The 24712-nt window shown below is 72.9% G+C and carries 20 protein-coding genes and 1 pseudogene; 9 read left to right on the forward strand and 12 right to left on the reverse strand.

The window, feature by feature from the left end; translation table 11 throughout:
- Nucleotides 1-9: 9 nt before the first annotated feature.
- Both IE311_RS01925 and IE311_RS01930 read right to left on the reverse strand, forming a co-directional pair.
- Complete coding sequence (locus IE311_RS01925; protein WP_189829719.1) at nucleotides 10-573, reverse strand: AAA family ATPase; 564 nt, start codon at nucleotides 571-573, stop codon at nucleotides 10-12.
- Nucleotides 570-1508: an EamA family transporter gene (locus tag IE311_RS01930; RefSeq protein ID WP_189829720.1), complete on the reverse strand. Its 939-nt coding sequence runs from the start codon at nucleotides 1506-1508 to the stop codon at nucleotides 570-572. The genes IE311_RS01925 and IE311_RS01930 overlap by 4 nt, the downstream gene beginning before the upstream one ends.
- 163 nt (nucleotides 1509-1671) lie before the next feature.
- On the opposite strand from IE311_RS01930, the gene IE311_RS01935 reads away from it, so the two are divergent.
- Both IE311_RS01935 and IE311_RS01940 read left to right on the forward strand, forming a co-directional pair.
- Nucleotides 1672-2601: a LysR family transcriptional regulator gene (locus IE311_RS01935; protein ID WP_189829721.1), complete on the forward strand. Its 930-nt coding sequence runs from the start codon at nucleotides 1672-1674 to the stop codon at nucleotides 2599-2601.
- Between the two features lie 111 nt (nucleotides 2602-2712).
- Complete coding sequence (locus IE311_RS01940) at nucleotides 2713-4539, forward strand: glycoside hydrolase family 3 protein (RefSeq protein ID WP_189829722.1); 1827 nt, start codon at nucleotides 2713-2715, stop codon at nucleotides 4537-4539.
- Between the two features lie 56 nt (nucleotides 4540-4595).
- On the opposite strand, the gene IE311_RS01945 is transcribed toward IE311_RS01940, so the two are convergent.
- The 4 genes from IE311_RS01945 to IE311_RS01960 all read right to left on the reverse strand — a co-directional run bounded on the left by IE311_RS01945 (nucleotide 4596) and on the right by IE311_RS01960 (nucleotide 10903).
- Entirely contained in the window at nucleotides 4596-6041 is a 1446-nt protein-coding gene (locus IE311_RS01945; RefSeq protein WP_189829723.1) for an alpha/beta hydrolase family protein, read from the reverse strand.
- A gap of 99 nt (nucleotides 6042-6140) precedes the next feature.
- Complete coding sequence (locus IE311_RS01950; RefSeq protein ID WP_189829724.1) at nucleotides 6141-6566, reverse strand: hypothetical protein; 426 nt, start codon at nucleotides 6564-6566, stop codon at nucleotides 6141-6143.
- A 94-nt stretch (nucleotides 6567-6660) separates the two neighbouring features.
- On the reverse strand, nucleotides 6661-7026 hold the full coding sequence (locus IE311_RS01955; RefSeq protein ID WP_189829725.1) for a hypothetical protein: 366 nt from the start codon (nucleotides 7024-7026) through the stop codon (nucleotides 6661-6663).
- Between the two features lie 133 nt (nucleotides 7027-7159).
- Nucleotides 7160-10903: an ABC transporter ATP-binding protein gene (locus IE311_RS01960; RefSeq protein ID WP_189829726.1), complete on the reverse strand. Its 3744-nt coding sequence runs from the start codon at nucleotides 10901-10903 to the stop codon at nucleotides 7160-7162.
- A 222-nt stretch (nucleotides 10904-11125) separates the two neighbouring features.
- Here IE311_RS01960 and IE311_RS01965 point away from each other — a divergent pair, with 222 nt between their 5' ends.
- Complete coding sequence (locus IE311_RS01965; RefSeq protein ID WP_189829727.1) at nucleotides 11126-11497, forward strand: hypothetical protein; 372 nt, start codon at nucleotides 11126-11128, stop codon at nucleotides 11495-11497.
- Nucleotides 11498-11545: 48 nt separating this feature from the next.
- Here the strand turns inward: IE311_RS01965 and IE311_RS01970 are convergent, their stop codons facing one another.
- Nucleotides 11546-13228 carry a thiamine pyrophosphate-binding protein gene (locus IE311_RS01970; protein WP_189829728.1) on the reverse strand — a complete coding sequence of 561 codons (1683 nt, stop codon included), beginning with the start codon at nucleotides 13226-13228 and terminating at the stop codon, nucleotides 11546-11548.
- Nucleotides 13229-13324: 96 nt separating this feature from the next.
- On the reverse strand, nucleotides 13325-14302 hold the full coding sequence (gene speB, locus IE311_RS01975; RefSeq protein ID WP_189829729.1) for an agmatinase: 978 nt from the start codon (nucleotides 14300-14302) through the stop codon (nucleotides 13325-13327).
- A gap of 129 nt (nucleotides 14303-14431) precedes the next feature.
- Here speB and IE311_RS01980 point away from each other — a divergent pair, with 129 nt between their 5' ends.
- Nucleotides 14432-15913, forward strand: a complete 1482-nt coding sequence (locus IE311_RS01980) for a PucR family transcriptional regulator (protein ID WP_189829730.1) — start codon at nucleotides 14432-14434, stop codon at nucleotides 15911-15913.
- Here IE311_RS01980 and IE311_RS01985 read toward each other — a convergent pair.
- The gene (locus tag IE311_RS01985) at nucleotides 15897-16502 is read right to left on the reverse strand and encodes a hypothetical protein (RefSeq protein WP_189829731.1); all 606 of its coding nucleotides are present in this window, start codon (nucleotides 16500-16502) and stop codon (nucleotides 15897-15899) included. The genes IE311_RS01980 and IE311_RS01985 overlap by 17 nt on opposite strands.
- A 163-nt stretch (nucleotides 16503-16665) precedes the next feature.
- Between IE311_RS01985 and IE311_RS01990 the strand changes: the two genes are divergently transcribed.
- The 4 genes from IE311_RS01990 to IE311_RS02005 all read left to right on the forward strand — a co-directional run bounded on the left by IE311_RS01990 (nucleotide 16666) and on the right by IE311_RS02005 (nucleotide 20920).
- On the forward strand, nucleotides 16666-17838 hold the full coding sequence (locus tag IE311_RS01990) for a helix-turn-helix domain-containing protein (RefSeq protein ID WP_189829732.1): 1173 nt from the start codon (nucleotides 16666-16668) through the stop codon (nucleotides 17836-17838).
- A gap of 82 nt (nucleotides 17839-17920) precedes the next feature.
- A complete protein-coding gene (locus tag IE311_RS01995; RefSeq protein WP_189829733.1) occupies nucleotides 17921-19078 on the forward strand; it encodes an acyl-CoA dehydrogenase family protein in 1158 nt (385 codons plus the stop codon).
- On the forward strand, nucleotides 19079-19948 hold the full coding sequence (locus IE311_RS02000; protein WP_189829734.1) for an acyl-CoA thioesterase: 870 nt from the start codon (nucleotides 19079-19081) through the stop codon (nucleotides 19946-19948).
- Nucleotides 19949-19972: 24 nt separating this feature from the next.
- Nucleotides 19973-20920: a cation diffusion facilitator family transporter gene (locus tag IE311_RS02005; protein WP_189829735.1), complete on the forward strand. Its 948-nt coding sequence runs from the start codon at nucleotides 19973-19975 to the stop codon at nucleotides 20918-20920.
- A 72-nt stretch (nucleotides 20921-20992) separates the two neighbouring features.
- Here the strand turns inward: IE311_RS02005 and IE311_RS02010 are convergent, their stop codons facing one another.
- The 3 genes and pseudogenes from IE311_RS02010 to IE311_RS37445 form a co-directional block, all read right to left on the reverse strand.
- A complete protein-coding gene (locus IE311_RS02010) occupies nucleotides 20993-21769 on the reverse strand; it encodes a phosphatase (RefSeq protein ID WP_189829736.1) in 777 nt (258 codons plus the stop codon).
- 73 nt (nucleotides 21770-21842) lie between these two features.
- A complete protein-coding gene (locus tag IE311_RS02015; RefSeq protein WP_189829928.1) occupies nucleotides 21843-22445 on the reverse strand; it encodes an SACE_7040 family transcriptional regulator in 603 nt (200 codons plus the stop codon).
- A gap of 408 nt (nucleotides 22446-22853) precedes the next feature.
- Nucleotides 22854-24476, reverse strand: a pseudogene (locus tag IE311_RS37445) (transposase); the annotation flags it as partial.
- A 30-nt stretch (nucleotides 24477-24506) separates the two neighbouring features.
- Here IE311_RS37445 and IE311_RS02025 point away from each other — a divergent pair.
- Nucleotides 24507-24704, forward strand: a complete 198-nt coding sequence (locus IE311_RS02025) for a helix-turn-helix transcriptional regulator (RefSeq protein ID WP_189829737.1) — start codon at nucleotides 24507-24509, stop codon at nucleotides 24702-24704.
- Nucleotides 24705-24712 lie beyond the last annotated feature (8 nt).

Raw genomic sequence — 24712 nt, forward strand, 5'->3', positions numbered from 1 at the left:
GGGCCGGGGCTACTTCTCCGGCTTCAGGCCCGTCGCCGTCAGGACCGCCTCCACCGTCTCCTCCACCGTCTGGTCCGCGTTGTCGATCCAGACGGCCTCGCCCGACAGTTCCGACCGCATCGCCTCGTCCAGGAAGGCCCAGTTGGTCGTCAGCCGCTTGTGGCGGGCGTTGTTGCGTTCCCAGGCCTTCTCCGGGCCGGGGGCCAGGATCACCGCGTGCAGCGGGACCGCCTTGGCGTGGGCGCGGTAGAAGTCCAGGTGGGAGCGGCGTACGACCACGTCGTCGAGGACCGGGAGGAAGCCGGCCGCGGCGAGACTGTCCGCGAGGAGGCAGGCGTTGCGGGCGCGCAGCAGGATCTGGCGGTCCGCCTCGGGATCGCCGTCCGGGGTGGGCCAGTGGCAGCCCCGGACGATCAGTTCCTGGAGCCGGTCCACCTCGATGTGGGCGGAGCGGTCGAAGCGGGCCGCGAGGGCGGCCGCGACGGTCGACTTGCCGCTGCCGGGGATCCCGGCCAGCAGCACGGCGCCGGGGGCGGGCCGGGGGGCGTCGACGGTGATGTTCTCGAAGGTCATGCGGGCCTTTCCTCGCCGATGGGGCCGGTCGACGATACGGCCACGGGCTCGGCGGGCGCCAGGGAATTCCCTGGCGCCCGGCGGCCCGGCGCGAAGGAGGTCAGGGCCACTCCGCCGACCAGGAGCGCCGCCGCGCACCAGCGGGCCGGGCTCACCCCCTCGCCGAGGAAGAGCGCCGCCGAGGACATGCCGAAGACGGGGACGAGGAGGGAGAAGGGGGCGACGGACGAGGCCGGGTAGCGGCGCAGCAGCCAGCCCCAGGCGCCGAAGCCGAAGACGGTGGTGACCCAGGCGACGTAGAGGATGACTCCGGCGCCGGTCCAGTCGAGTGCGCGCAGGGCGGCGAGGTCGCGTTCCGGTCCCTCCAGGAGGAGGGAGAGGGCGAGCAGCGGCAGGACGGGCACGGTGCTGACCCAGACCATGAAGTTGAGCGCGTCGGGCGGGGAGGCCTTGCGGGTCAGGACGTTGGAGACGCCCCAGCAGGCCGCCGCGGCGATCACGAGGGCGAAGCCGGTGAGGGAGCCGGTCCCGCCCTCGTCGGCCGCGGCGACGCCGATGCCGGCCAGGGCGACGCCCATGCCCGCCACCTTGAGGCGGCCGGGGCGTTCGCCGAGGGCGGCGAAGGCGAAGAGGGCGGTGAAGACGGCCTGGACCTGGAGGACGAGGGAGGAGAGTCCGGCGGGGGCGCCGAGGTCCATTCCGGTGAAGAGCAGCCCGAACTTGGCGACGCCGAGGACGAGCCCGACCGCCAGGATCCACTTCCAGGCCACGGTGGGCCGGCCCACCAGGAACACCGCGGGCAGGGCGGCGGCGAGGAAGCGGAGGGCGGAGAAGAGCAGCGGCGGGAAGTGGTCGAGGCCGATCTCGATGACGACGAAGTTGACTCCCCAGACGGCGGCGACCAGGGCGGCGAGGGCGAGGTGGGCGGGGCGCATGGGTCGAGCATCGCCGCCGCCGACCGTGTAGCACCAGCACGGGTTTCTTCATGGTGGGATGTAGCAACGCTTCACTCATCCCGTCGCGATCGCCCGCGGGGCATCACGGCGGGAGGGAGCACCGCTTCGTTCGCCTCACCGCGATCGCCCCGAGGAGGAACCCGTGCTGGATCTCGGCCGTCTGCGCGCCCTGCACGCCGTCGCCGTCCACGGCAGTGTCGGCGCCGCCGCCACCGCCCTCGGCTACACCCCGTCGGCGGTCTCCCAGCAGATCGCGAAGCTGGAGCGCGAGACCCGGACGACCCTGGTCGAACGCAGCGGCCGGGGCATCCGGCTGACCGACGAGGCCCGTCAGCTGGCCGCCACGGCCCAGGAGTTGCTGGCCCTGGTCGAGGCGGCGGAGGTGCGGCTGGAGGAGCGTCGGGGGCGGCCCGCCGGGCGGCTGGCGATCGGTTGTTTCCCGAGCGCGGCGCGCGGTCTGATGCCCCGGGCGCTCGCCGAGCTGACCCGGCTCCATCCCGAGCTCGACGCCCGTCTCTCGGAGGTGGACCCGCATCTGTCGGTCGATCTGGTGGCTCGGGGTGTGATCGATCTGGCGGTGGCGCACGACTGGGACATCGCGCCGCTGCCGGTGCCGCCGGGGGTGGAGCAGGTGGTCATCGGCGACGATCTGTGCGACATCCTGGTGCACCGGGACCATCCGCTCGCGGCGCGGTCGGCGGTGCGCCGGGAGGAGCTGGCGGCGGAGCGGTGGATCTCGCAGCCGCCGGGGACGGTCTGTCACGACTGGCTGGTACGGACCCTGCGGGCGACGGGCTTCGAGCCGCTGATCGTGCATCAGGCGGAGGAGAACCACACCCAGCTGGCCCTGGTGGCGGCAGGCCTGGGGATCGCGCTCGTACCGCGTCTCGGGCGGGGGGCGCTGCCGCCGGAGGTGGTGCCGGTGCGGCTCGACCCGATGCCGATGCGCCGCTTGCACGCCATGTGGCGGACCGGGGCGGCGCGGCGCCCGGCGATCCGGGAGACGGTCCGTACGCTCCAGGAGCTCTGGCCCGGAATCGCCGCCGTGGGTGATTCGTGCGCGGGTCCTTGACCTGGCAGTTACTTTCGGGCTATCCGTGACTCCTTGGAAGTTTCCTTCAGAAGGGTCGGAAGGGTTCTTCCGCACGTTTCCTCCAACCTCGCACGGCCGGAAGGAGCATCAGTGCACCACCGCGCCCCCGCCCCCTCCCGACGCACCCTCCTCACGGTGACCGCCGCCGCGGCAGCGGCCGCCGTCACCGGGGTGGGCACCCCCGCCCATGCCGAGAAGGACCGGCACGCCGACCGGAAGCTCCGGCGGATCATCGACCGCATGTCCCTCGAGGAGAAGGTCGGCCAGCTCTTCGTGATGCGGGTGTACGGCCACTCCGCGACCGCACCCGACCAGGCCGACATCGAGGCCAACCTCCAGGAGATCGGTGTCCGTACGGCCGCCGAGCTGGTCGAGCGCTACCACGTGGGCGGTGTCATCTACTTCACCTGGGCCCACAACACCCGCGACCCGCAGCAGATCGCCGCGCTCTCCAACGGCATCCAGCAGGCGGCGCTCGCGCAGCCCACGCCGATCCCCGCGCTCATCTCCACCGACCAGGAGCACGGCATCGTCTGCCGGGTGGGCGAGCCCGCCACCCTGGTGCCCGGGGCGATGGCCCTCGGCGCCGGCGGCTCGCACGCGGACGCCCGCAGGGCGGCGCAGATCGCGGGCGAGGAACTCGCGGCCGTGGGCATCCGGCAGAACTACGCCCCGGTGGCGGACGTCAACGTCAACCCGGCCAATCCGGTCATCGGCGTCCGGTCCTTCGGCTCCGACCCGGCGGCGGTCGCCGGTCTGGTCGCCGCGCAGGTCAAGGGCTATCAGCGGGCCGGGGTCGCGGCCACCTCCAAGCACTTCCCGGGCCACGGCGACACCGCCGTCGACAGTCACCACGGGCTGCCGACGATCACCCACACGCGGGCGGAGTGGAGCGAGCTGGACGCCCCGCCCTTCCGGTCGGCGGTCGCCGCCGGGATCGACTCGATCATGACCGCGCACATCGTGGTCCCCGCGCTCGATCCGAGCGAGGACCCGGCGACGCTGTCCCGGCCGATCCTCACCGGCATCCTGCGCGAGGAGCTCGGCTACGACGGTGTGGTGGTCACCGACGCGCTCGGCATGGAGGGGGTGCGCACCAAGTACGGCGACGAGCGCGTCCCGGTCCTCGCCCTGAAGGCGGGTGTGGACCAGCTGCTCAACCCGCCGAAGCTGGACGTGGCGTGGAACGCGGTCCTGAAGGCCGTCAGGAGCGGCGAACTGACGGAGGACCGGCTCGACGAATCGATCCTGCGCATCCTGCGGCTCAAGGCGAAGCTCGGCCTGTTCCGGAACGCGTACGTCACCCGGGCCGGCGTCGAGCGGAAGGTCGGCACCGCCGCCCACCTCGCCCAGGCCGACCGGATCGCCGAGGCGACCACGACCCTGCTGCTCAACGAGGGCGGTTTCCTGCCGCTGAGCCCGGCACGCCACGGCTCGGTGCTCGTCGTCGGAGCCGATCCGGCCTCGCCGTCGGGGACGACGGGTCCGCCGACCACGACGCTCGCGACCGCCCTGACGGAGCTGGGCTTCACCGCGACCGCGCTCTCCACCGGGATCACCCCGACGGCCGCGCGGATCGAGGAGGCGGTGGCGGCCGCGGCGGGCAAGGACGTGGTCGTCGTCGGTACGTACAACGTCACCGCGACCAGTCCGCAGCGCACGCTGGTGGCCCGGCTCGTCGCGACCGGGGTGCCCGTGGTGACGCTCGCGATCCGCAACCCGTACGACATCGCCCGGATCGGCGGCCAGCGGGCGACGCTCGCCACCTACTCCTGGACCGACGTCGAACTGCGGGCGGCGGTACGGGTCCTGGCCGGGCGGGCGCGGCCCCGTGGCCGGCTGCCGGTCCCCGTACAGCACGCGGACGATCCCGCGAAGGTGCTCTACCCGGTCGGTCACGGTCTGTCGTACCGCTGACGCGGAGGTGGGGTGCGTCCGCGCCGGACGCACCCCACCTCAGCCGTCTCGGGGCGTCACGGCCGCAGGCCGTGCTCCTTCGTCGCGTCCTCGTCGACCGGCTTGTCGAGCCGCGCGTCGAAGCGGGCCAGCGGCTGCGCCGCCTGGACGGCCGGGGCGGGGACGCCGGCCCAGGCGAGGATGCGGGCGGTGGCGTTGTTCCGCTCGGCCTCGACGAGCCCGGCGACGTTCGCGCCGTGGTTGGCGCCCGGGGCCACGTACACGTAGCTGTCGCGCGCGCCCTTGCCGAGGTGGAACTTCTCGGAACCCCACGGGTCGTTGCCGCCGTAGACGAAGAGCATCTTGTTCGCGTTCTTGCGAACCCAGTTGTCGACGTCGCGCATGGCGTGCTGCTTGAACTTCATGGGGATCTCGCGGGGCACGAAGTTGCTCGCCGGCTGGTAGCCGTAGCGGCTCAGGCCCTTGAGGTGGGGCTGCTGGATGGTGGGCGAGCCGAGCTCGGTCGCCGCCTGGTAGTAGTACGGGGTGTACGGCTCCAGGCCCTGGTCGGTGTAGGCGGCCCAGCCGGAGTAGGCGTCGATCGTGTTGTAGACCTCGTCGTCGGTGGCGGTCTTCGCCACCGGGATCTGGTCGCAGACGTCCTCGCCGTAGTACTGCCAGAAGCCCCACACGAAGTCGAGGACGACGGCCTCGAAGGCCTTGTCGAGCGTGCCGACCGTATGGAAGGTGGCGCCCTCCGACTCGGCCCACGCCTGGTACTTGGCCTCGAGGGGCGCGCGGCGGACGAGGGCCTCGCGCTGGAGGTTGTTCAGGCGGTCGCGGCACTCCTTGGTGCCGACGGTCGCGAAGAACCGGTCGTAGGCCGAGTCCTCCTTGTTGACCACGTCGTTCGGGGCGACGTAGGCAACGACACCGTCCATGTCACGCGGGTAGAAGCGCTCGAAGTAGGTGGCGGTCATGCCGCCCTTGGAGGCGCCGGTGGAGAGCCACTTCTCGCCGTAGATCTTCTTGAGGGCGGTGAAGATCCGGTGCTGGTCGCTCGCCGCCTGCCAGATGTCGAGCTTGGACCAGTCGGCGGGCTGCGGCCGGGACGGCGTGAAGAAGCGGTACTCCATGGAGACCTGGTTGCCGTCGATGATCCGGGTCGGCTCGGCACGGCTCGGGGTGGTGCTGAGCGAGTACCCGCTGGTGCGGAAGACGGTGGGGCGGCCCGTGTCCTTGTGGAGGACGGAGATCCGCTGGTCGAACGTACCGGCCCACGGGCGCCGGTGGTCGATCGGCTGCTTGTAGTTCAGGACGAAGAAGCGGTAGCCCGCGTACGGCTTCTCCTCGATCAGGCTCATCCCGGGGATCGCCAGGATGCGGTCCTTGATGTCCGTGCTCTGCGAGTCGACGACGGCCGTGCTGCCCGTGTCCGTTTCCGCGGCGGTAGCCACGCCGGTCGGTGCCACGGTGCCTATGAGCACCGAAAGCGACAGCGCCCATCTCAGCGACTTGCGCATTCACCCTCCCCTTGGTTCACAACGGTCACGCGAACCTAGCGGGGGCAACGTGTGGACCGCCAGACCCAGTTGGTCCTTACCCTTGGACTTTCCTTCGTATCAGCACAGGATCCAGCCGGTGGTCGTGCCCCGGCCGGCCACCGAACCGGCCGCCCGGACGCAGCGGTTGAGGGCGTGGACGGTGACGGGACCGGCCTGCCGGTCGAAGCGTCCGGCCCGGACCGCGGGCCTGGCGCCGCGTGGCTGGAGCGAGACGGACATCGCCCGTCGGGCGCCGGGACGCTTGGCGACGGTGACGGCGCAGGCGTAGTGGCGGGTCTTGTAGAGGCGCAGCTCGCCGGTGGCGAAGGGGATCGTGCGGGTGGGGCGGCCCTGGCAGACGGAGGCCGCTTCGGCGGTGGCGGCGCCGAGACCGGGCACCAGGGTGGCGGGGGTCAGGAGCAGGACGAGGGCGGCGAGGAGTGGCGCCAGGACACGGGCCGGCCGCCGGCGGCCACGTCGTGCGTCCTTCGTGTCCGTGGGCATGTGTTCCCCTCCCGCGTGGAGCGCCGTACGGGTGTACCGGCGTACGGACGTACGACGCACCCGCCTCCGGAATGGTTGCTTCCGCTGTGGGTCGCTACGCGAACGCCGTCAGGAGGAGGAGAAGGAAGACGCCCTCGGCACCGAGCTGGGTCCGGAACGCCACCCGGCGGACCCCTGGCCGGGAGGTGCTCTGCACGGTCACCAGGGCCGCGACGAGGACCACCAGGGCGGCGACGTACACGAAGCCGGGGGTGCCGTCGCAGGACTGCCCGTGAGTGAGGCAGTCGGCGGTGTTCTCACGGGCGAGCACCAGGACGCCGGCGAGCAGACTCGCGGGCAGGAACATCCCCGCCCAGACCATGGACCGCTTCCGCAGCCGGGCACCCTCGACGTCCGGCGGGGTGATGGGCACGGGAGAGGCCGCGCGGGTACGGACGTGGGTACGGGAGTCGTCGCTCATGGCCCCATCCCAGCCGCCCGGCGGCGGTCCGGACATCCGCCCGGGTACTCAGTCCGCCGGGCGGCCCGTACTCACTCCGGCGCCCGGCGGCCGCGCCGGGCCCCCACGGCTCGCACCGCCGCGGCCCCGCCGCTCACACCCGCTCCGGCTCCTCCTCGTCCACCGGCTCCCCGATGAACGTGCTCCACAGCGTCGCGTACCGGCCGCCCAGAGCGAGGAGCTCCTCGTGGGTGCCGTCCTCCGCGACCCGGCCGTGGTCCATCACGACCACCCGGTCCGCCCGGGCCGCCGTGGTCAGCCGGTGGGCGACGACCAGCGTCGTCCGGCGGCCCGCCAGCCGGTCGGTGGCCTGGTTGACCTGCGCCTCGGTGGCCAGGTCCAGGGCCGCCGTCGCCTCGTCGAGGAGCAGGATGTCCGGGTCGACGAGTTCGGCGCGGGCCAGCGCGATGAGCTGGCGCTGACCGGCGGAGAGATTGCGGCCCCGCTCGGCGACCTCGTGGAGGTAGCCGCCGTCCAGGGTCGCGATCATGTCGTGGGCGCCGACCGCGCGGGCCGCCGCCTCCACCTCGGCGTCGCCCGCGTCGGGACGGCCGTAGGCGATCGCGTCGCGGACCGTCCCGGCGAAGAGGTACGCCTCCTGCGGGACGACACCGAGCCGGTGCCGGTACGCGGTGAGGTCGAGGTCCCGCAGATCGACGCCGTCGGCGGTGACCCGCCCGGCCGTCGGGTCGTAGAACCGGGCGACCATCTTGACCAGGGTGGACTTGCCCGCGCCGGTCTCGCCGACGAAGGCGACCGTCTGGCCGGCCGGGATGCGCAGGTCGATACCGGTGAGGGCGGTCTCGTCCTTCGCGGTGCCGTCCTCTCCCCCGTACGCGAAGGAGACGTCCTCGAAGGCGATCTCGCCGCGCAGCGACAGCACGTCCAGCGGCGCGTCGGCGGCGGCCGTCGACGTCGGCTCCTGGAGGAGCTCCTGCATCCGCTTCAGCGAGACGGCGGCCTGCTGGTAGCCGTCGAAGACCTGCGACAGCTGCTGCACGGGGGCGAAGAACAGGTCGATGTAGAGGAGGTAGGCGACCAGCGCGCCGGTGGTGAGCGTGCCCGCCTCGATCCGGTTCGCGCCGACGATCATGACGGCCGCGGCGGCGGCCGAGGACAGCAGCGTCACGAACGGGAAGTAGACCGAGATCAGCCACTGGCCCCGGACGCGCGCCTCGCGGTAGTGGTCGCTGCGCTCGGCGAACCGGGCCGCTCCCGACCGCTCGCGGCGGAAGGCCTGCACGATCCGGAGACCGGCGACCGACTCCTGGAGGTCGGCGTTGACCACGCTGATCCGCTCGCGCGCCAGCTCGTACGCCTTCACGCTGGAGCGGCGGAAGTAGTACGTGGCCACGGCGAGGACCGGCAGCGTCGCGAAGACGACCAGGGCGAGCTGGAGGTCGAGCACCAGCAGCGCGACCATGATCCCGAAGAAGGTCACGACCGAGACGAACGCGGTGACCAGGCCCGTCTGCAGGAAGGTGGACAGGGCGTCCACGTCCGTGGTCATCCGGGTCATGATCCGGCCGGTCAGCTCGCGCTCGTAGTAGTCGAGGCCGAGCCGCTGGAGCTGGGCGAAGATCTTCAGGCGCAGCGCGTAGAGGACCCGCTCGCCGGTGAGGCCGGTCATCCGCGTCTCCGCGGTCTGCGCGACCCACTGCACCAGCACCGTGACCAGGGCCAGCGCGGAGGCCGCCCAGACGGCCCCGATCGCGAGCCGGTTCACGCCCTCGTCGATACCGTGCCGGATCAGGACCGGCAGCAGCAGCCCCGCGCCCGCGTCCAGGGCCACCAGACCGAGGCTGATCAGCAGCGGGACACCGAAGCCGCGGAGCAGCCGGCGCAGCCCGTAGGCGTCCTCGGGCGACACCGCGCGGGCCTCGTCGATCCCGGGGGTGTCGACGGCGGGCGGCAGGGCCTCGACGGCGGCGAGCAGCTCGGGGGTGGCCCCGGGCGCCTCGCTCTCCCGGTCGGCGCTCCCGTCCCGTACCCACAGGGTGGGGGTGATGCCCCGCTCGGCGTCGAACTCGGCGTCCAGCTCGGCCCGCAGCGTGCGGTCCTCGGGGAGCTCGGGCGGCGTGACGTGGCCGGGCGAGACGGCGCCCAGCTCCTCGGGGTCGGTGAGCAGCCGCCGGAAGAGCGGTGAGCGCTCCTCCAGCTCGGCGTGGGTGCCGATGTCGGCGAGCCGGCCGTCCTCCAGGACGGCGATGCGGTCGGCGAGGCCGAGGGTGGAGCGGCGGTGTGCGATCAGCAGGGTCGTACGGCCCGCCATCACCGACTTCAGGGCCTCGTGGATCTCGTGCTCGACCTTGGCGTCGACGGCGGAGGTGGCGTCGTCGAGGAGGAGGAGCCGGGGGTCGGTGAGGATCGCCCGGGCCAGTGCGACGCGCTGGCGCTGGCCGCCGGAGAGGGTGAGGCCGTGCTCGCCGACCTTGGTGTCGTAGCCCTCGGGCAGCTCGGCGATGAACCGGTCGGCCTGGGCGGCGCGGGCGGCGGTCTCGATCTGCTCCTGGGTGGCGTCCGGGAAGCCGTAGGCGATGTTGGCGCGGACGGTGTCGGAGAAGAGGAAGGAGTCCTCGGGGACGAGTCCGACGGCGGCGCGCAGGGAGTCGAGGGTGAGTTCGCGGACGTCGTGGCCGCCGACGAGGACGGCGCCGTGGCCGACGTCGTAGAAGCGGGGCAGGAGCAGCGAGACGGTGGACTTCCCGGAGCCGGAGGAACCGACGACGGCGACGGTCTCACCGGGCCGGATCTCCAGCGAGAACCCGTCGAGGACGGGCCGCCCCTCGTCGTACGCGAAGGACACGTCGTCGAACTCGACCGTCGCGGGCGCGTCGGCCGGGAGTTCCTTGGTGCCGTCCTTGATGACCGGCTCGGTGTCGACGAGGTCGAGGACCCGCTCGACGCCGGCGCGGGCCTGCTGGCCGACGGTGAGGACCATGGCGAGCATCCGGACCGGGCCGACGAGCGAGGCCAGGTACGAGGAGAAGGCGACGAAGGTGCCGAGGGTGATCTGGCCGCGGTAGGCGAGCCAGCCGCCGAGGGCGAGGACCGCGACCTGGCCGAGGGCGGGGACGGCCTGGAGGGCCGGGGTGTACCGCGAGTTCAGCCGGATCGTGCGCAGGCGTCCGGCGAAGAGCTTCCGCCCGGCCTCCCGGATCTTGCCGGTCTCCTGGTCCTCCTGGCCGAAGCCCTTGACGACCCGGACGCCGCTCACGGCCCCGTCGACGACCCCGGCGACGACCGCGGCCTGCTGCTGGGCGTGCCAGGTGGCGGGGTGGAGGCGGGTGCGGCTGCGTTTGGCGATGAACCAGAGGGCGGGGGCGACGGCGAGGGCGACGAGGGTCAGCGGGAGGGACAGCCAGGCCATGACGCCCAGCGAGATGAGGAAGAGCAGCACGTTCCCGACGGTCATCGGGAGCATGAAGAGGAGGCCCTGGATCAGCTGGAGGTCGCTGGTGGCCCGCCCCACGACCTGCCCGGTGGACAGTTCGTCCTGCCGTCGCCCGTCGAGCCGGGTGATGGTGGCGTACATGTCGGTGCGCAGGTCGTGCTGGACGTCGAGGGCGAGGCGGCCGCCGTAGTAGCGGCGGACGTAGGTGAGCGCGTAGACGAGCACGGCGGCCGCTATGAGCAGCCCGGTCCAGACGCCGAGGTCGCGGGTCTTCGTCCCGATGACGTCGTCGATGATCACCTTGGTGACCAGCGGCACGAGGGCGAGCACGGCCATGCCGACGAGCGAGGACCCGAGCGCGAGCACCGTGTTGGTCCTGTACCGCCACGCGTACCCGGCCAGCCTGCGCGCCCAGCCCTGCTGTTTCTCCCCGACCGCCGCCACGAGTGGCCTCCCGTTCGTCCTGCTCTACCGGAAGCCCCAACACGGCTGGGCTGCGATTTCATCCCGCCGCAACAGATCCGCACGCGGGTTCGGCCGGAGGTCCCGGGTGGGGGGGACCGTGGTCCTAGGACCCGCCGGGCGGGCTCGGGGCGTGCGGCGGTGGGTAGGGAATCCGGGGGCCGCCGCCGGGCGGGCCCGGGTTGCCGAGCGGACGGAGAGCGTGTGACACGGGTCGAGAGCGGGACGCCGTACGGGTGGGGGCGGCTGCACGCGGCGTTTCAGGTACTGGAGGTGCTGGCGGTCGGGCGGACCGTTCTGGGGACTCCGGCGGGGCTGAGGAGGACGACGAACACCCCGCGCAACCACTTCGTGGAGCTGCTGCGGGGAGCCGGGCTGCTGCTGCTCGTCACCCGGGAGAAGGGCGGGGACCACGCCAGGGCCGTCGAGGCGGTCTTCGGGGACATCGTGCGGCTCACGGGCCCGCAGCGGATGTACGACAAGAGCCTGGACGAGCGGCAGATCGCCGAGTTCCGGCGGGGGCACGCGGATCAGGTCGCCGAGTACCGGAAGGCGTGGGAGAGCATCGTGCCCTGACGCGGGTTCCGCGCCCCTCCCGGGAGAGGGGCGCGGCGCCCGGGCCCGTCACAGGTGCGTCGGCTCGAACATCCTCAGGAGCGCCGGGAGGACGACGACGGAGGGGCCGGGGGTGGCGAGGGCCTTCGCGAGGTTCGCCGTCAGGGTCTCCGGGGTGGCGAGGGTCGCGGGCACGCCGAAGGACTCCGACAGGGCCACGAAGTCCGGGCGGGCGAGCTCGGTGGCCGTGGCCTCACCGAAGGCGTCCGTCATGTACTCGCGCAGGATGCCGTAGCCGCCGTCGTCGACGATCAGCCAGGTCACGTCGAGGTCGTACTGCTTCGCCGTGGCCAGCTCCGCGATCGAGTACATCGCGCCGCCGTCGCCGGAGACCGCGAGGACCGGGTGGCTCGGGTCGGCGGCGGCGGCGCCGAGGGCGGCGGGGAAGGCGTAGCCGAGGCCGCCGGCGCCCTGGGCGGAGTGCATGGTGTTCGGGTGCCTGGCGTCGAAGGCGGACCAGGCCCAGTACGCCAGGATCGTCATGTCCCAGAAGCTCGGGGCGCGGTCCGGGAGCGCTGCCCGCACGGCTGCCACGATCTGCTGCTCCAGGTCCAGGTCCTGGGCGGCGATGCGGTCCCGCACCTTGGTGAGGACGGCCGAGACCCGCTCCGGGGCCGTCGGGTCCCGGCGCTCCGGGGCCGTCTCCAGGAGGGCCTGGAGGGCGAGGCGGGCGTCGGCGTGGATGCCGAGCGCCGGGTGGTTGGACTCCAGCTTTCCGGCGTCGGCCTCGATCTGGATCACCCGGCCGCGCGGGGCGAAGGTGTGGTAGTTCGAGGACAGCTCGCCGAGGCCCGAGCCGACGACGAGGAGGACGTCGGCGTCCTCCAGGAAGTCGGTGGTGTGCCGGTCCTCCAGCCAGGACTGGAGCGACAGCGGGTGCTCCCAGGGGAAGGCGCCCTTGCCGCCGAAGGTCGTCACCACGGGGATGTCGAGCCGCTCCGCGAGCGCGAGGAGCTTGCCGGATGCGTCGGAGCGGACGACTCCGCCGCCCGCGATGACCGCCGGGCGCTCGGCGTTCGCCAGGAGGTGGGCCGCGACCGCCGTGAGCTCGGGGCGCGGGGCGATCTCCTCGGGCGTCGCGTCCATCGACGTGACCACGGGCAGGCGGGTCTCGGCGAGGAGCACGTCCTGCGGGATCTCGACCCAGACCGGGCCGTGCGGGGCGGTGAGCGCCGACTCCCAGGCCGCGGCGATGGCCGACGGGATCTGGGACTGGGTACGGACCGTGTGGACCGACTTCACGATGTCCCGGAAGGACGCCTGCTGGTCGCGCAGCTCGTGCAGATAGCCGTGCCGGCCGCCGCCGAGGCCGGCCACCGGGATCTGGCTGCCGATCGCGAGGACGGGGGCGGAGCCGGCGGCCGCCTCCTGGAGCGCGGCGAGCGACATGAGCGCACCGGGTCCGGTGGAGAGCAGCAGCGGGGCGGCCTCGCCGGTGATCCGGCCGTAGGCGTCGGCGGCGAAGCCGGCGTTGTTCTCGACGCGGAGGCCGACGTACCGGAGGGTGGAGCGGCGCAGCGCGTCGAACATGCCGAGGGCGTGCTGGCCGGGGAGGCCGAAGACGGTGGTGGCGCCGAGGCCGGTGAGGGTCTCGACGACGAGGTCGCCGCCGTTGCGCCCGGCGGGCGGGTTGAGCGCGGCCTCGGTCTGGGCGGCGGTGGGGCGCAGGACCAGGTCGTGGTCGTGGGTCATGGGGTCCCTCGGCGTGGCTCGGAGGTCGGGTGCGGACCGGTGGGCACAGCCTGCAGCAAGGGCCGGGCGCGGCGCGAGCCGCGCCCGGCCGGGGTCCTACTGCGCGGTGCGGGAGGCCGCGATCTGACGGGACATGATCGTCGTCAGTTCGTACGCGGTGTGCGAGGCGGCGACCGCGGTGATCTCGGCGTGGTCGTAGGCGGGGGCCACCTCGACGACGTCGGCCGAGACCAGGTTGCAGGAGGAGAGGCCGCGGAGGATCTCCAGGAGCTCCCGGGAGGTCATGCCGCCCGCCTCGGGGGTGCCGGTGCCGGGCGCGTGGGCCGGGTCGAGGCAGTCGATGTCGATGGAGATGTACAGCGGGCGGTCCCCGATGCGCTGGCGCAGCTGGTCGGCGACCTCGTCGGCGCCGCGGCGGTAGATGTCCGCCGAGGTGACGATGCCGAAGCCCATCTTCTCGTCGTCGGTGAGGTCCTGCTTGCCGTAGAGCGGGCCGCGGGTGCCGACGTGGGAGAGGGCCTCGGTGTCGAGGATGCCTTCCTCGACGGCCCGGCGGAACGGGGTGCCGTGGGTGTACTCGGCGCCGAAGTAGGTGTCCCAGGTGTCGAGGTGCGCGTCGAAGTGGAGCAGGGCGACCGGGCCGTGCTTCTTGGCGACGGAGCGGAGCAGCGGCAGGGCCACGGTGTGGTCGCCGCCCAGGGTCATCATGCGGGCGCCGGTGGCGAGCAGGTCGTCGGCGGCGGCCTCGATGGTCTCGACGGCCTCGTGGATGTTGAACGGGTTGGCCGCGATGTCACCGGCGTCGGCGACCTGGGCGAGGGCGAACGGGGAGGCGTCCTGCGCCGGGTTGTACGGGCGGAGCAGGCGGGAGGCCTCGCGGATGGCGTTGCCGCCGAAGCGGGCGCCGGGGCGGTAGGAGACACCGCTGTCGAAGGGGATGCCGACCACGGCGACGTCGGCGGTGCCGACCTCGTCCAGTCGCGGCAGCCGGGCGAACGTCGCGGGACCGGCGTACCGCGGGACGCGGGACGAGTCGATCGGGCCGCGCGGGGTGTTCTGGTCGCTGCTGCTCATGGTCGGGTCCTCCTGGAGTGTGGCGGGGTGGGTCTCGGCCCGCTGGACATCACGACGGTAGGCGGCGGGAAAGCGGTGCAGAAGTGTATGTTTCCTCCACTGTACGAGCCGATGCTGTACGAAGGATCCATGACGACGTCCCCCTCGGACACGGAGCCCTTCTCCACTCCCCCCGCACCACCGGTCCCGCTGACCGCGCTGCTCGCCCGCCGGGACCTCGGGCTGCGGCTGCTCGCCGGGCCCGGGGACGCCTCGATCCACTGGGTGCACACCTCGGAGATGGCCGACCCGTATCCGTACCTGCTCGGCGGAGAGCTGCTCATGACCGCGGGCGTGCTGCTCACCGATCCGGCGCACTACGTGGAGCGGGTGGTGGAGGCCGGGGCGGCGGCGCTCGCGTTCGGGGTGACCCCGGTCTACGACACGGTCCCCGCGGAACTCGTCACGGCGTGCGCCCGGCACGGTCTGCCCCTGGTCGAGGTGCCGCCGAAGACCCCGTTCACGGCGGTCGCGCGCGCCCTGTGGCGGCTGATGGCGGAGGCGCGGCTGCACGAGCTGCGCCGGGTGACGGAGGCGCAGCAGTCCCTGGCCGCCGCCGCGGCCCGGCCCGCGCCGGTCCCGGCGGTGCTCGGCGCGCTCGCCTCGCGGCTCTCGGGACGCGCGGTGCTGTTCGGCCCCGACGGCGGGGAGTCGGTGGCGGCCGGCCGGGACGTTCCGGCGGAGGCGACACGGGCGCTGGGCGAGCTCGCCGGGGTCCTCGGGCCGCGTCCGGGCGGCCCGGCCTCGGCGAGCGGCGACGGCGGCGGGCTCCGGCTCGCCGCGTACGCGCTGGGCGGCGGGGACGGGCTGACGCTCGGGGTCGCGACGGAACGGCTCGGCCCCGGGGACCACACGATCGCCGGGGTCGCGGTCGTCCTGCTGTCCCTGCTCACGACACCGCACCGGGGCGCGGACGTGTCCGTGCGGGACGGGGCGCTGGTCCGGCTGCTGCTCGGCGCTGCCCCCGCGGAGGTCGCGGGCGCGCTGGGCCCCGGCCCGTGGACGGTGGTCCACGCCTCGGGCGGCGACGGCACCCCGTTCGCGGCGGCCTCGCTCGCGGCGGCGCTCGGCACGCCCCTGGCGGATGCCACGCCGCCGGCGGAGGCGGGCGGCGGCCCGACCCACGGCACCCCCGTGACCGTGCGCCTGCTGCTGCCCGCCTCCGCCCCCGTGACCGCCCAGCCCGGCTGGACCCTCGGGGTCGGCGCACCCGCCGAGGCGGGCGAACTCGCCGCCGCCGACGCGCAGGCGGCGAGGGCCCTGCGCCGGGCCGAAGCCACCCGGACGCCCCTGGTCCGGCACCGCCCGGCGGGGATCGCCGCGCTGGTCGACCCGGACGAGGCCGCCGCCCACGCCCGCGCCCTGCTCGCTCCCCTGGCGGAACCGCTCCCGGAGACCCTGCGCACCTGGCTGTCCCTGCACGGCAGCTGGGACCGGACGGCGGCGGCCATGGACATCCACCGCAACACCGTCCGTCAGCGGATCGCCCGCTGCGCCCGGCTGCTGGACCGGGACCTGGACGACCCGGACGTCCGGATGGAGCTGTGGTTCGCGCTCAGTAGAGCTTGTTGACGGCGGTCTTGGTCGTCGTCTTGAAGGCCGTCAGCGGGGCGTCCTTCAGGTCGCCCATCTGACCCCACCGGACGAAGGTGACGGTCCTGCCGTCACGGCCCACCGAGAAGAGGTGGATGTCGGTGATGCCGATCTGCGGGTCGGCGGTGTCCAGGCTGTAGACCCAGGCGCCCTCTTCGACGGCGACCTTGCCGTGGGCGGCGCTGACGGCGTGCAGGCCCGGGTTCTGCCGCTCGAGGAGGGGCCCGCAGCCGGCGAGGGCCTTGCGGAGGGTGTCGACCAGCTTCACGGCGTCGGCCTCGGTGCGGGCGACATTGGTGATCTGGACGCCGTTGGTGTCGAGCTCGGTGCTGAACTCGCGGTAGCGGCTGTTCTGCGCCGGGATCTTGTACGGGGCGCAGAGGGCGCCGCCGTTCTCCGGGACGCCGGTGAAGACCTGGGTGGCGGTCCACGGCGTCGACGACGGCGGCATCTGGGAGGCGGCGAGGAAGGCGGGCTGGGCGGCGGCCTGCGCCGGGGCCGTGGCGAGGGCCGCGAGGCCCAGGGCGGCAGCGGCGGCGGTGGCGAGCGCGGTACGGAGCTTGTTCATGGTGGTGGATCCCCCGTCGGGTCGTTCGGTCAGTGCTCCACCAGCGTCGGGCCGGCGCCCGCCACCTGCAACGGTGACGCGCCCGCCCTCCGTCCCGGAACCATTCCACCCCCGCTGACGTGCAAGGACGTGAAGGGTGGGACGCAGGGGCGAGGGGGATGGAATGCCGAAGGACGCCGCCGTCGAGGAGTTCGCGCGGCTCGTGCGCGCGCTGAAGGCACGGGACGGGAGGAGTTACGAGGCGCTGGGCCGGCGCCTGAGCGTCAGCGCTTCCACCCTCCACCGCTACTGCTCCGGCGCGACCGTCCCGGAGGAGTTCGCCGTGGTCGACCGCCTCGCCCTGCTGTGCGGGGCCGACGAGGAGGAGCGGCGGGCCCTGGAGGCGGCCTGGACCCACGCGGACGGCGCGCGCCGCCCGGCGGCACCGGAACCCGGCCCGGAGCAGGCGCCCGAGCCAAGCCCGGCGCCGAAGCCGGCTCCGGTGGCGGCGCCCGAGCCCGAGCCGGAACCCGTGCACGCGCGCGTGCCCGAGCCGGAATCCGTTCCCGCGCGCGTGCCGGGCCTCCCGTCCGGGCGGCGGAGGCGCCGTCCGGGGTGGGCGGGCGTGGTCGGCGGGGCGCTGGCGGTCGTGGCGACGGTGACGCTCGGAGCCGTACTCCTGCCCGGGAAGGCCCGGGAGCGGGCCGCCGAACCACCGGCGCCGCTGACGTGGACGGTCGCCTCGGACCTCTGGAAGAACGGGTGCGGGCACACCTACCTCGCGGAGCGGACGCCCGCTCCCCCGCCGGAGGCGGCCGACGCGCGGAGCTGGGCGGCGGCGCAGGGGGCCGTGGACGGCGGGGAGACCCTGGTGCGGGTGTCGGTGCAGGGGAAGGGCGCGGCGGCGGTGGTGCTCCAGGCGCTGCACGTGCGGGTGGTGAAGCGGGGCGCGCCGCTGCCGTGGGCGGCGTACCGGATGGACGACGGGTGCGGCGGGGCGGTGACGCCTCGGCGCTTCGAGGTGGACCTGGACCGGCCGCGGCCGGTGGCGCGGGCGCTGGACGGGTACGACGCCTCCGGGCAGGAGGGCCGGACGCTCCCGGCGGTCTCCTTCCCGTACAAGGTCAGTGCCGCCGAGCCTGAGGAGCTGCTGATTTATGCGGGAGCGGCGAAGTGCGACTGCCGCTGGTACCTGGAGCTGGAGTGGAGCTCGCAGGGGCGCCGGGGCACGGTCCGGATCGGGGACGAGGACGGCGCGCCCTTCCGGACGAGCGGGGCGAAGGGGCGGCCCGTGTCCATGTACGACTCCGCCGGTAGGCGCTGGATCACAAGCACGAACTCTGGACAGGGGGATTGACTGGTCGGTAACTTCGTACCCAGAACCCTGAGCAAGCGCTTAGACAAACTGGGCCCGCCCCGCACACCGGAGGAGACGCACCGTGCGCCGTACCGTATTCAACGAGGACCACGAGGCGTTCCGGGAGACCATCCGCGCCTTCATCGAGGCCGAGGTCGTCCCCGTCTACGACGAGTGGTTCGCGGCGGGCCAGGCGCCCCGCGAGTTCTACGACAAGCTCGGCGAGCTGGGCATCTTCGGCATCAACGTGCCCGAGGAGTTCGGCGGCGCGGGCCTGGACACCCACAAGTTCGAGGCCGTCCTCTACGAGGAGACCTCCCGCGCGGGCGTCCAGTTCGGCGGCTCCGGCGTGCACGTGCTGCTCGCCCTCCCCTACATCAAGATGCTCTCCACCGACGAGCAGAAGAAGCGCTACCTGCCGAAGTTCGTCACCGGCGAGGAGATGTGGGCGCTGGCGATGACCGAGCCGGGCACCGGCTCCGACGTCGCGGGCATGAAGACCACCGCCAAGCTCTCCGAGGACGGCACCCACTACGTCCTCAACGGCTCCAAGACCTTCATCACCGGTGGCGTCCACGCCGACCGCGTGATCGTCTGCGCCCGCACGTCCGCCCCGACGGCCGAGGACCGCCGCCACGGCATCTCCCTCTTCGCCGTGGACACCAAGTCCGAGGGCTACTCCATCGGCCGCAAGCTGGACAAGCTCGGCCTGCGCACCTCCGACACCGCCGAGCTGGCCTTCGTCGACGTGAAGGTGCCCGTCGAGGACCTCCTCGGCGAGGAGAACAAGGGCTTCTACTACCTCGGCCACAACCTGGCCTCCGAGCGCTGGGGCATCGCCTTCGGCGCCTACGCCCAGGCCAAGGCCGCCGTCCGCTTCGCCCAGCAGTACGTCACGGACCGCACGGTCTTCGGCAAGCCGGTCGCGCACTTCCAGAACACCAAGTTCGAGCTGGCCGCCTGCCAGGCCGAGGTGGACGCGGCCGAGGCCGTCGCCGACCGCGCCCTGGAGGCCCTTGACGCGGGCGAGCTGACCCCGGCCGAGGCCGCGAGCGCCAAGCTCTTCTGCACCGAGGTCGCGCACCGCGTCATCGACCGCTGCCTCCAGCTGCACGGCGGCTACGGCTACATGAACGAGTACCCGATCGCCCGCCTGTACGCCGACAACCGCGTCAACCGCATCTACGGCGGCACCAGCGAGATCATGAAGTCGATCATCGCGAAGTCGATGGGCCTGTAAGTGCCGCAGTCGCACCACGCACTGGATGACCTGCTCGATCTGCTCGACCTCGAGCGGATCGAGCAGGACATCTTCCGGGGCGAGTCCCGCTCCGCGCTCGTCCCCCGCGTCTTCGGCGGCCAGGTGGCCGCCCAGGCGCTGGTGGCGGCGGGGCGGACCGTCCCGGCGGACCGGCTCGCCCACTCGCTCCACGCGTACTTCCTGCGCGCCGGCGACCCGGGTGCGCCGATCGTCTACACGGTCGACCGCATCCGCGACGGACGCTCCTTCACCACCCGCCGGGTCGTCGCCGTCCAGCACGGGCAGCCGATCTTCCACCTCTCCGCCTCCTTCCAGGCGTACGAGGAGGGGCTCGACCACCAGGCGGACATGCCGGCCGCGCCGGACCCGGAGTCGCTTCCCACACCGGCCGAGATGCTGCCCCGCCACCTCCCCCGCGAGGTCGCGGACCGGCTGATCGAGGCCAGGGCGGCCGTCGACCTCCGCTACGCCGAGGTCCCCCCGTGGGGCTCGGTCGGGGAGCCGCGCGAGCCGCGCTCCCAGGTCTGGTTCCGCACCAACGGCAAGCTGGCCGACGACCCGCTGCTGCACGTCGTCCTCGCCACGTACGTCTCCGACATGACGCTGCTCGACTCCGTCCTGCTCGCGCACGGGCGGGGCGGCTGGGCCGTCGGGGACGTCGTCGGGGCGTCCCTGGACCACGCGATGTGGTTCCACCGCCCCTTCCGGGCCGACGAATGGCTGCTGTACGACCAGGAGTCGCCGACCGCCTCCGGCGGGCGCGGCCTCGGCCAGGCCCGGATCTACACACAGGACGGCAGGCTCGCCATCTCGGTCATCCAGGAGGGTGTCGTTCGCGTGCCGCGCTGACGACCGGACATAGCGTCCGATGTCATGGCAGAGCAGTCGGGCAACGGTGAGAGCACGTTCACGGTGATCGTGGCGGCGGTGGCGAATCTGGGGATCGCCGCCGCCAAGGCCGTCGCCGGTGTCGTCAGCGGTTCCAGCGCGATGATGTCGGAGGCCGCCCACTCGGTCGCCGACACCGTCACCGAGGGCATGCTGCTCACCGCGCTCAAGCGGAGCGACAGGCCGGCCGACGAGGACCATCCCGTCGGGTACGCGGGCGAACGGTACGTCTGGGCGATGCTCGCGGCCGTGGCGACCTTCGTGGGCGGCGCGGTCTTCTCGATCTACGACGGCGTCCACACCCTCACCCACGGCGAGGAGGTCGGCGATCCGCTCATCTCGTACATCGTGCTCGGCATCGCCTTCGTCCTGGAGAGCTACTCCCTGCGGACCGGCGTGAAGCAGGTCAAGGCCGAGGCGGAACGGGCGCGGGCCCCCTTCACCCGCTATCTGCGGCTCACGCCCGACACCACCGTCAAGGCGGTCGTCATGGAGGACTCCGCCGCCCTGGCCGGGCTGATGCTCGCGGCGGGCGGCCTCATCGGCGTCCAGATCACCGGATCCAGCGTCTGGGACGGCGTCGCCTCCCTGCTCATCGGCGCGCTGCTCGTGTACGTGGCCTGGGTGCTGGGCCGCTCCAACGCCGAGCTCCTCATCGGCCGGCCGCTGCCGAAGCACGTACGGGCCGAGGTCCGCGAGGAGTTGCTGTCCGTCCCGCACATCGTGGACGTCATCGAGCTGACCACGCTCATCCAGGGCCCCGGCGAGGTCCTGATCGCCGCCAAGGTCGACTTCCGGGACGTCGCCTCGGCGGAGCAGGTGGAGTGGGCCTGCGAGGACGCCGAGGACCAGCTCAGGGAGCGCTTCCCGTCGATCCGCCGTGTCTACCTGGACCCCACCCCGGGCCTGGCCCAGCGCCGCCCCCGCCCCTGACGGAGAACGGGCCGCGACGGCACGGGCCCACGGCGGGGCCGTACGGCGTCCGGGCGTCACGGCGTCCGGGTGTCAGGGCGTCAGGCCCGCCGCGGCCAGGGTGTACGCCGTCATCGGCTCGTAGTACCGCGGGTCGACGACATGGTCGTCGAGCGGAATCGTGACCTGCATCGTCCCCTCGGCCTCACCGATGAAGAGCGCGGGGTCGTTGCAGTCCGCGTACCCGACGGAGTCGATCCCGCGCTGACCCGCCCGCCCGGCCCAGCCGTGGTCCGCGATCACCAGATCGGGGCGGCCGTCCTCGCCGAGCCCGTCCAGGATGGCGTTCATCGGCTCCGGGGAGTGGGTGTGCCAGAGGCTCGCCCCGCGCTCGAAGACGGCGACGTCCGCGAACTGCACGACGTACCCCTCGTCGGCGACGAGCCCGCCGGGGATCCTGACGATGTCGCAGCCCTGGGCGCGCAGCGCCGCCGCGACCCGGCTGTGGACGTCGATGAGGGCGCCGGGGTGGCCGGTGGCGAAGAGGACCCGCTCCTTGCCCGCGGCGGCCTTGCGGAGCCGGGCGGCCATCCGCTCCAGGCCGTCGACGGTGAGTTCGGGGTCGATGGTGTCCTGTCCGGCGCGGTGGGCCGGGTCGTCGACGACACCGCAGCGCTCGGCCATCACCGCGAGCACGTCCTGCTCGTCCGCCCAGCGGTCTCCGAGCTCGAGGCCGAGCCAGTAGTGCCGGTCGCCGTTGGCGAGCTTGCGGTAGTGGGAGAGGTTGTTGTCGCGCGGGGTGGCGACGTCTCCCGCGATCCGGGTGCGGACGAGGTGCTCGACAAGGGCGGGGCGGCTGAGTATCGGCATAGGGGTCATTCTGTCCGAGCCGCGGACCGCACGTGCAACCCGTTCCGCTCACTGGACCCCACCGCCGCCCGGGTCAGCCCCCCAGCGACCCGAACGCCCCGTGCGCCAGCTTCCGCAGCAGCTCCTCCATGGGGCGGCGGCCGAGCGCGGCCAGGTGCGGGGTCGAGTTGAGGAGGCCGAAGACGGCGTGGACGGCCGTGCGGGACTCCGACTCCCCCGCGTCGGGGTACAGCTCCCGCACGACGGTGACCCAGAGTTCGACGTACTGCCGCTGAAGCTGCCGCACCCGCTTGCGGTCCTCGTCCTTGAGCCGGTCGAGCTCCCGGTCGTGCAGGGTGATCAGCGGCCGGTCGTCGAGAGCGAAGTCGATGTGCCCGTCGATGAGGGAGCCGAGCAAGGCACGCGCGTCCCCGTCGGACTCCTCGGCCCGCAGCCGTCCCCCGTCGAGCAGCCGCTCGCTGATGCCCACCAGGAGCTCGGCAAGCATCGCGTCCTTCCCCGGGAAGTGGCGGTAGAGGCCGGGGCCGCTGATGCCGACCGCGGCCCCTATCTCGTCCACACCGACGCCGTGGAAGCCGCGCTCGGCGAAGAGGCGGGCGGCCTCGTTGAGGATCTGCTCGCGTCGCGTCGGGGCGTCGGTCCTGCCGGTGGCAGTCGGGGTGGTGGTCATGGCCATGGCTTCGATTCTAAGACGTGACCCACAGGCCGCCCGGAGGGCGAGGTGCGGGCTGCTGCCGGGACGGGGACCGGGCTTTCCGGCGTGGTCGCGCGCGAGGCGTGGCTCATCCGGGGTTGCTCGGTGCCGCTGTCCGGCGGTTCGGGGAGCAGAGGTCTCGCGGCGTTGCCGTGGGACTGCCACGCGTCCCGCGCCCCGAGGGGCGTTCGGGCTCGGTGTGGTTGACTCCCGCAGCGCTTCTTCCAGCGCTCGGGCGTAGATGATCTGTGCGTGCCGGGACCTGATGCGGTCCAGGTACGCGCTCTTCGGGTCGCCCACGTCGCGGAAGCGGACGAAGGCGGCCAGGGCGGCGGATACGAGGTCGCGTTTGCCAACGAGGCCGCAGGTGGGGCACTTGTGCTCGCGGTCCCGCAGCGACTTGTTCACGCGTTCCCCGCAGAGGCAGTGCTGCGACAGGGCCGTGGACCAGGTGGAGGCCCGTACGAGCCGGCCTCCGGCGGCCTTGCACTCGGCGTCCAGGGCGGCAATGAGCATGCCGGGTGTGGTCCGGGAGAGGCGCCTGCCCCACAGCCGGTACCAGGTACGGATGTCACAGTCCTCGACCACGAGCACGGGGCCGTGGGTGGCGATGATCTCCCGGGCCACCAGGCGGGCGCCGTGGCGGCGACGCTCCGCGGCCGAGGCGGCGGCTTCGGCCTGCCGGACACGTTGCTCCCGGTAGCGGGCGGAGAGCCGGTCTCGCCGGTACGCCTGCTGCGGAACGCCGTGCGAGCGGGCCGCGCGGGCACCGCCTGGCACCGTCACCGTCTTGGGCTCCTGGCCCTTGGCGGCGCGACGCTCGGCGCGGGCGGCCTGTTTCCTCGACAGCCCGTACTGCTGCCGATTCGTCGCCCTGCGGGAGCGCTCAAGCGCCCTGGCGCGGCCCCGCCGCTCCTTTGCTTCCTTGTACAGCCGGGCTCGCTCGGTGTCGGTGAGCGTGACCTCTGTGGAGACGGGTGTGCCGCCGTCGAGCCGGGCGGGAAAGGAGACGACCGACAGGTTGGAGACGTTGCCGTCCACCCCGCCGATCCGGTCGAGCCGGGCGGCCTCGTGACGCATCTCCTGTACGGCTGGAGAGGAGTATCCGGGGCCGAGGACCATCAGATGCGCCTCGTACACCCAGCCGCCGGGCGCGGACGCCTTCCGGCGGCGCACAAGGTCCACCTTGTGCCACCGGCCCGGATCGTCGAGGAAGTGCCGCACCCGTGCTCTCCGGCCGGGCTGCTGAGGGATGCGGACGGGAAGAACGAATTCGCCGCGCTTGCTGTCGGAGCCACCGGCGAACACCACAGCCAGAGGACCGGTGTGGTCCCACCAGGTCGCCTTACGCATTCCCGCCACGCCCGAGGCTGCCACCTTCCCCGTCCGTACACGCCCCTCGGGCGCTGTGGGCTTCGGCATCCGCCGAGGCTGCCCCAGGGAACGACCGCCGTCGGTGTAGGCCAGAGTGTGGCCGGTCAGGGTGCCGACCAGCCGGAAGGTCTCCCATTTGTTATCGGTGGTATGCGAACGGGCCCGTCCGGAGATGCGGGTGAAGTCGTGGTAGCGGCCGACCTTCGGGCGGCCGGACCGGCGGCCTGCCACGTCGGGAAACAGATGCCGGGAGACGCCGTTCCATACCTCGTCCGCGATATGCATGGCCAGGGCCTTGGAGGAGTGGTGCCTGAGGTGCCCGGAGGCTTCCAGATGGGCGTAAGCACATCGTTCCAGGCCGTTACGGGACAGCCCGAGTCGCTGCCTTACAACCTTCGCCCCCTGCTGGTGCCGCTCATGCGGCGCGGCCCAGTAGGCGTCCACCTTGGCGCGAGCGTCACGCTGAACGGCGCGCTTGATCGACCACATCGCCCCGTACAAGCTGTTCAATCGGGCAAGGTCGGCGGGATCGGTGACAGCCAACGGCAGCACCATCACCGACACGGCCCCGTCGTCGGGCTTGTTCCACTTCGGGGCCTTGCCCTTCCCCCGACACCTACGAGCGGCCTGCACGTCCATCACCCCCCTCCGGGTGTTGACGTTTCCTCCATGGCAGCAACGATCCCCGGATATCTCACCGCCCAGCAGGCCGCCGACCGCCTCGGCATCAGCATCAAGACCATTTACAACCTCAACGGCCGGCACGGCGACTTCCCCACCGCGCTTTACGTGGGACGAACCCCGCTCTGGTCGATCGACGGGCTCGACACATGGCGAGAACGGCACCCTGCACGCAGGCGGCCGTAACGTTTCGC

The organism is Streptomyces zaomyceticus (genome assembly GCF_014656215.1).
GTDB lineage: Bacteria > Actinomycetota > Actinomycetes > Streptomycetales > Streptomycetaceae > Streptomyces > Streptomyces zaomyceticus.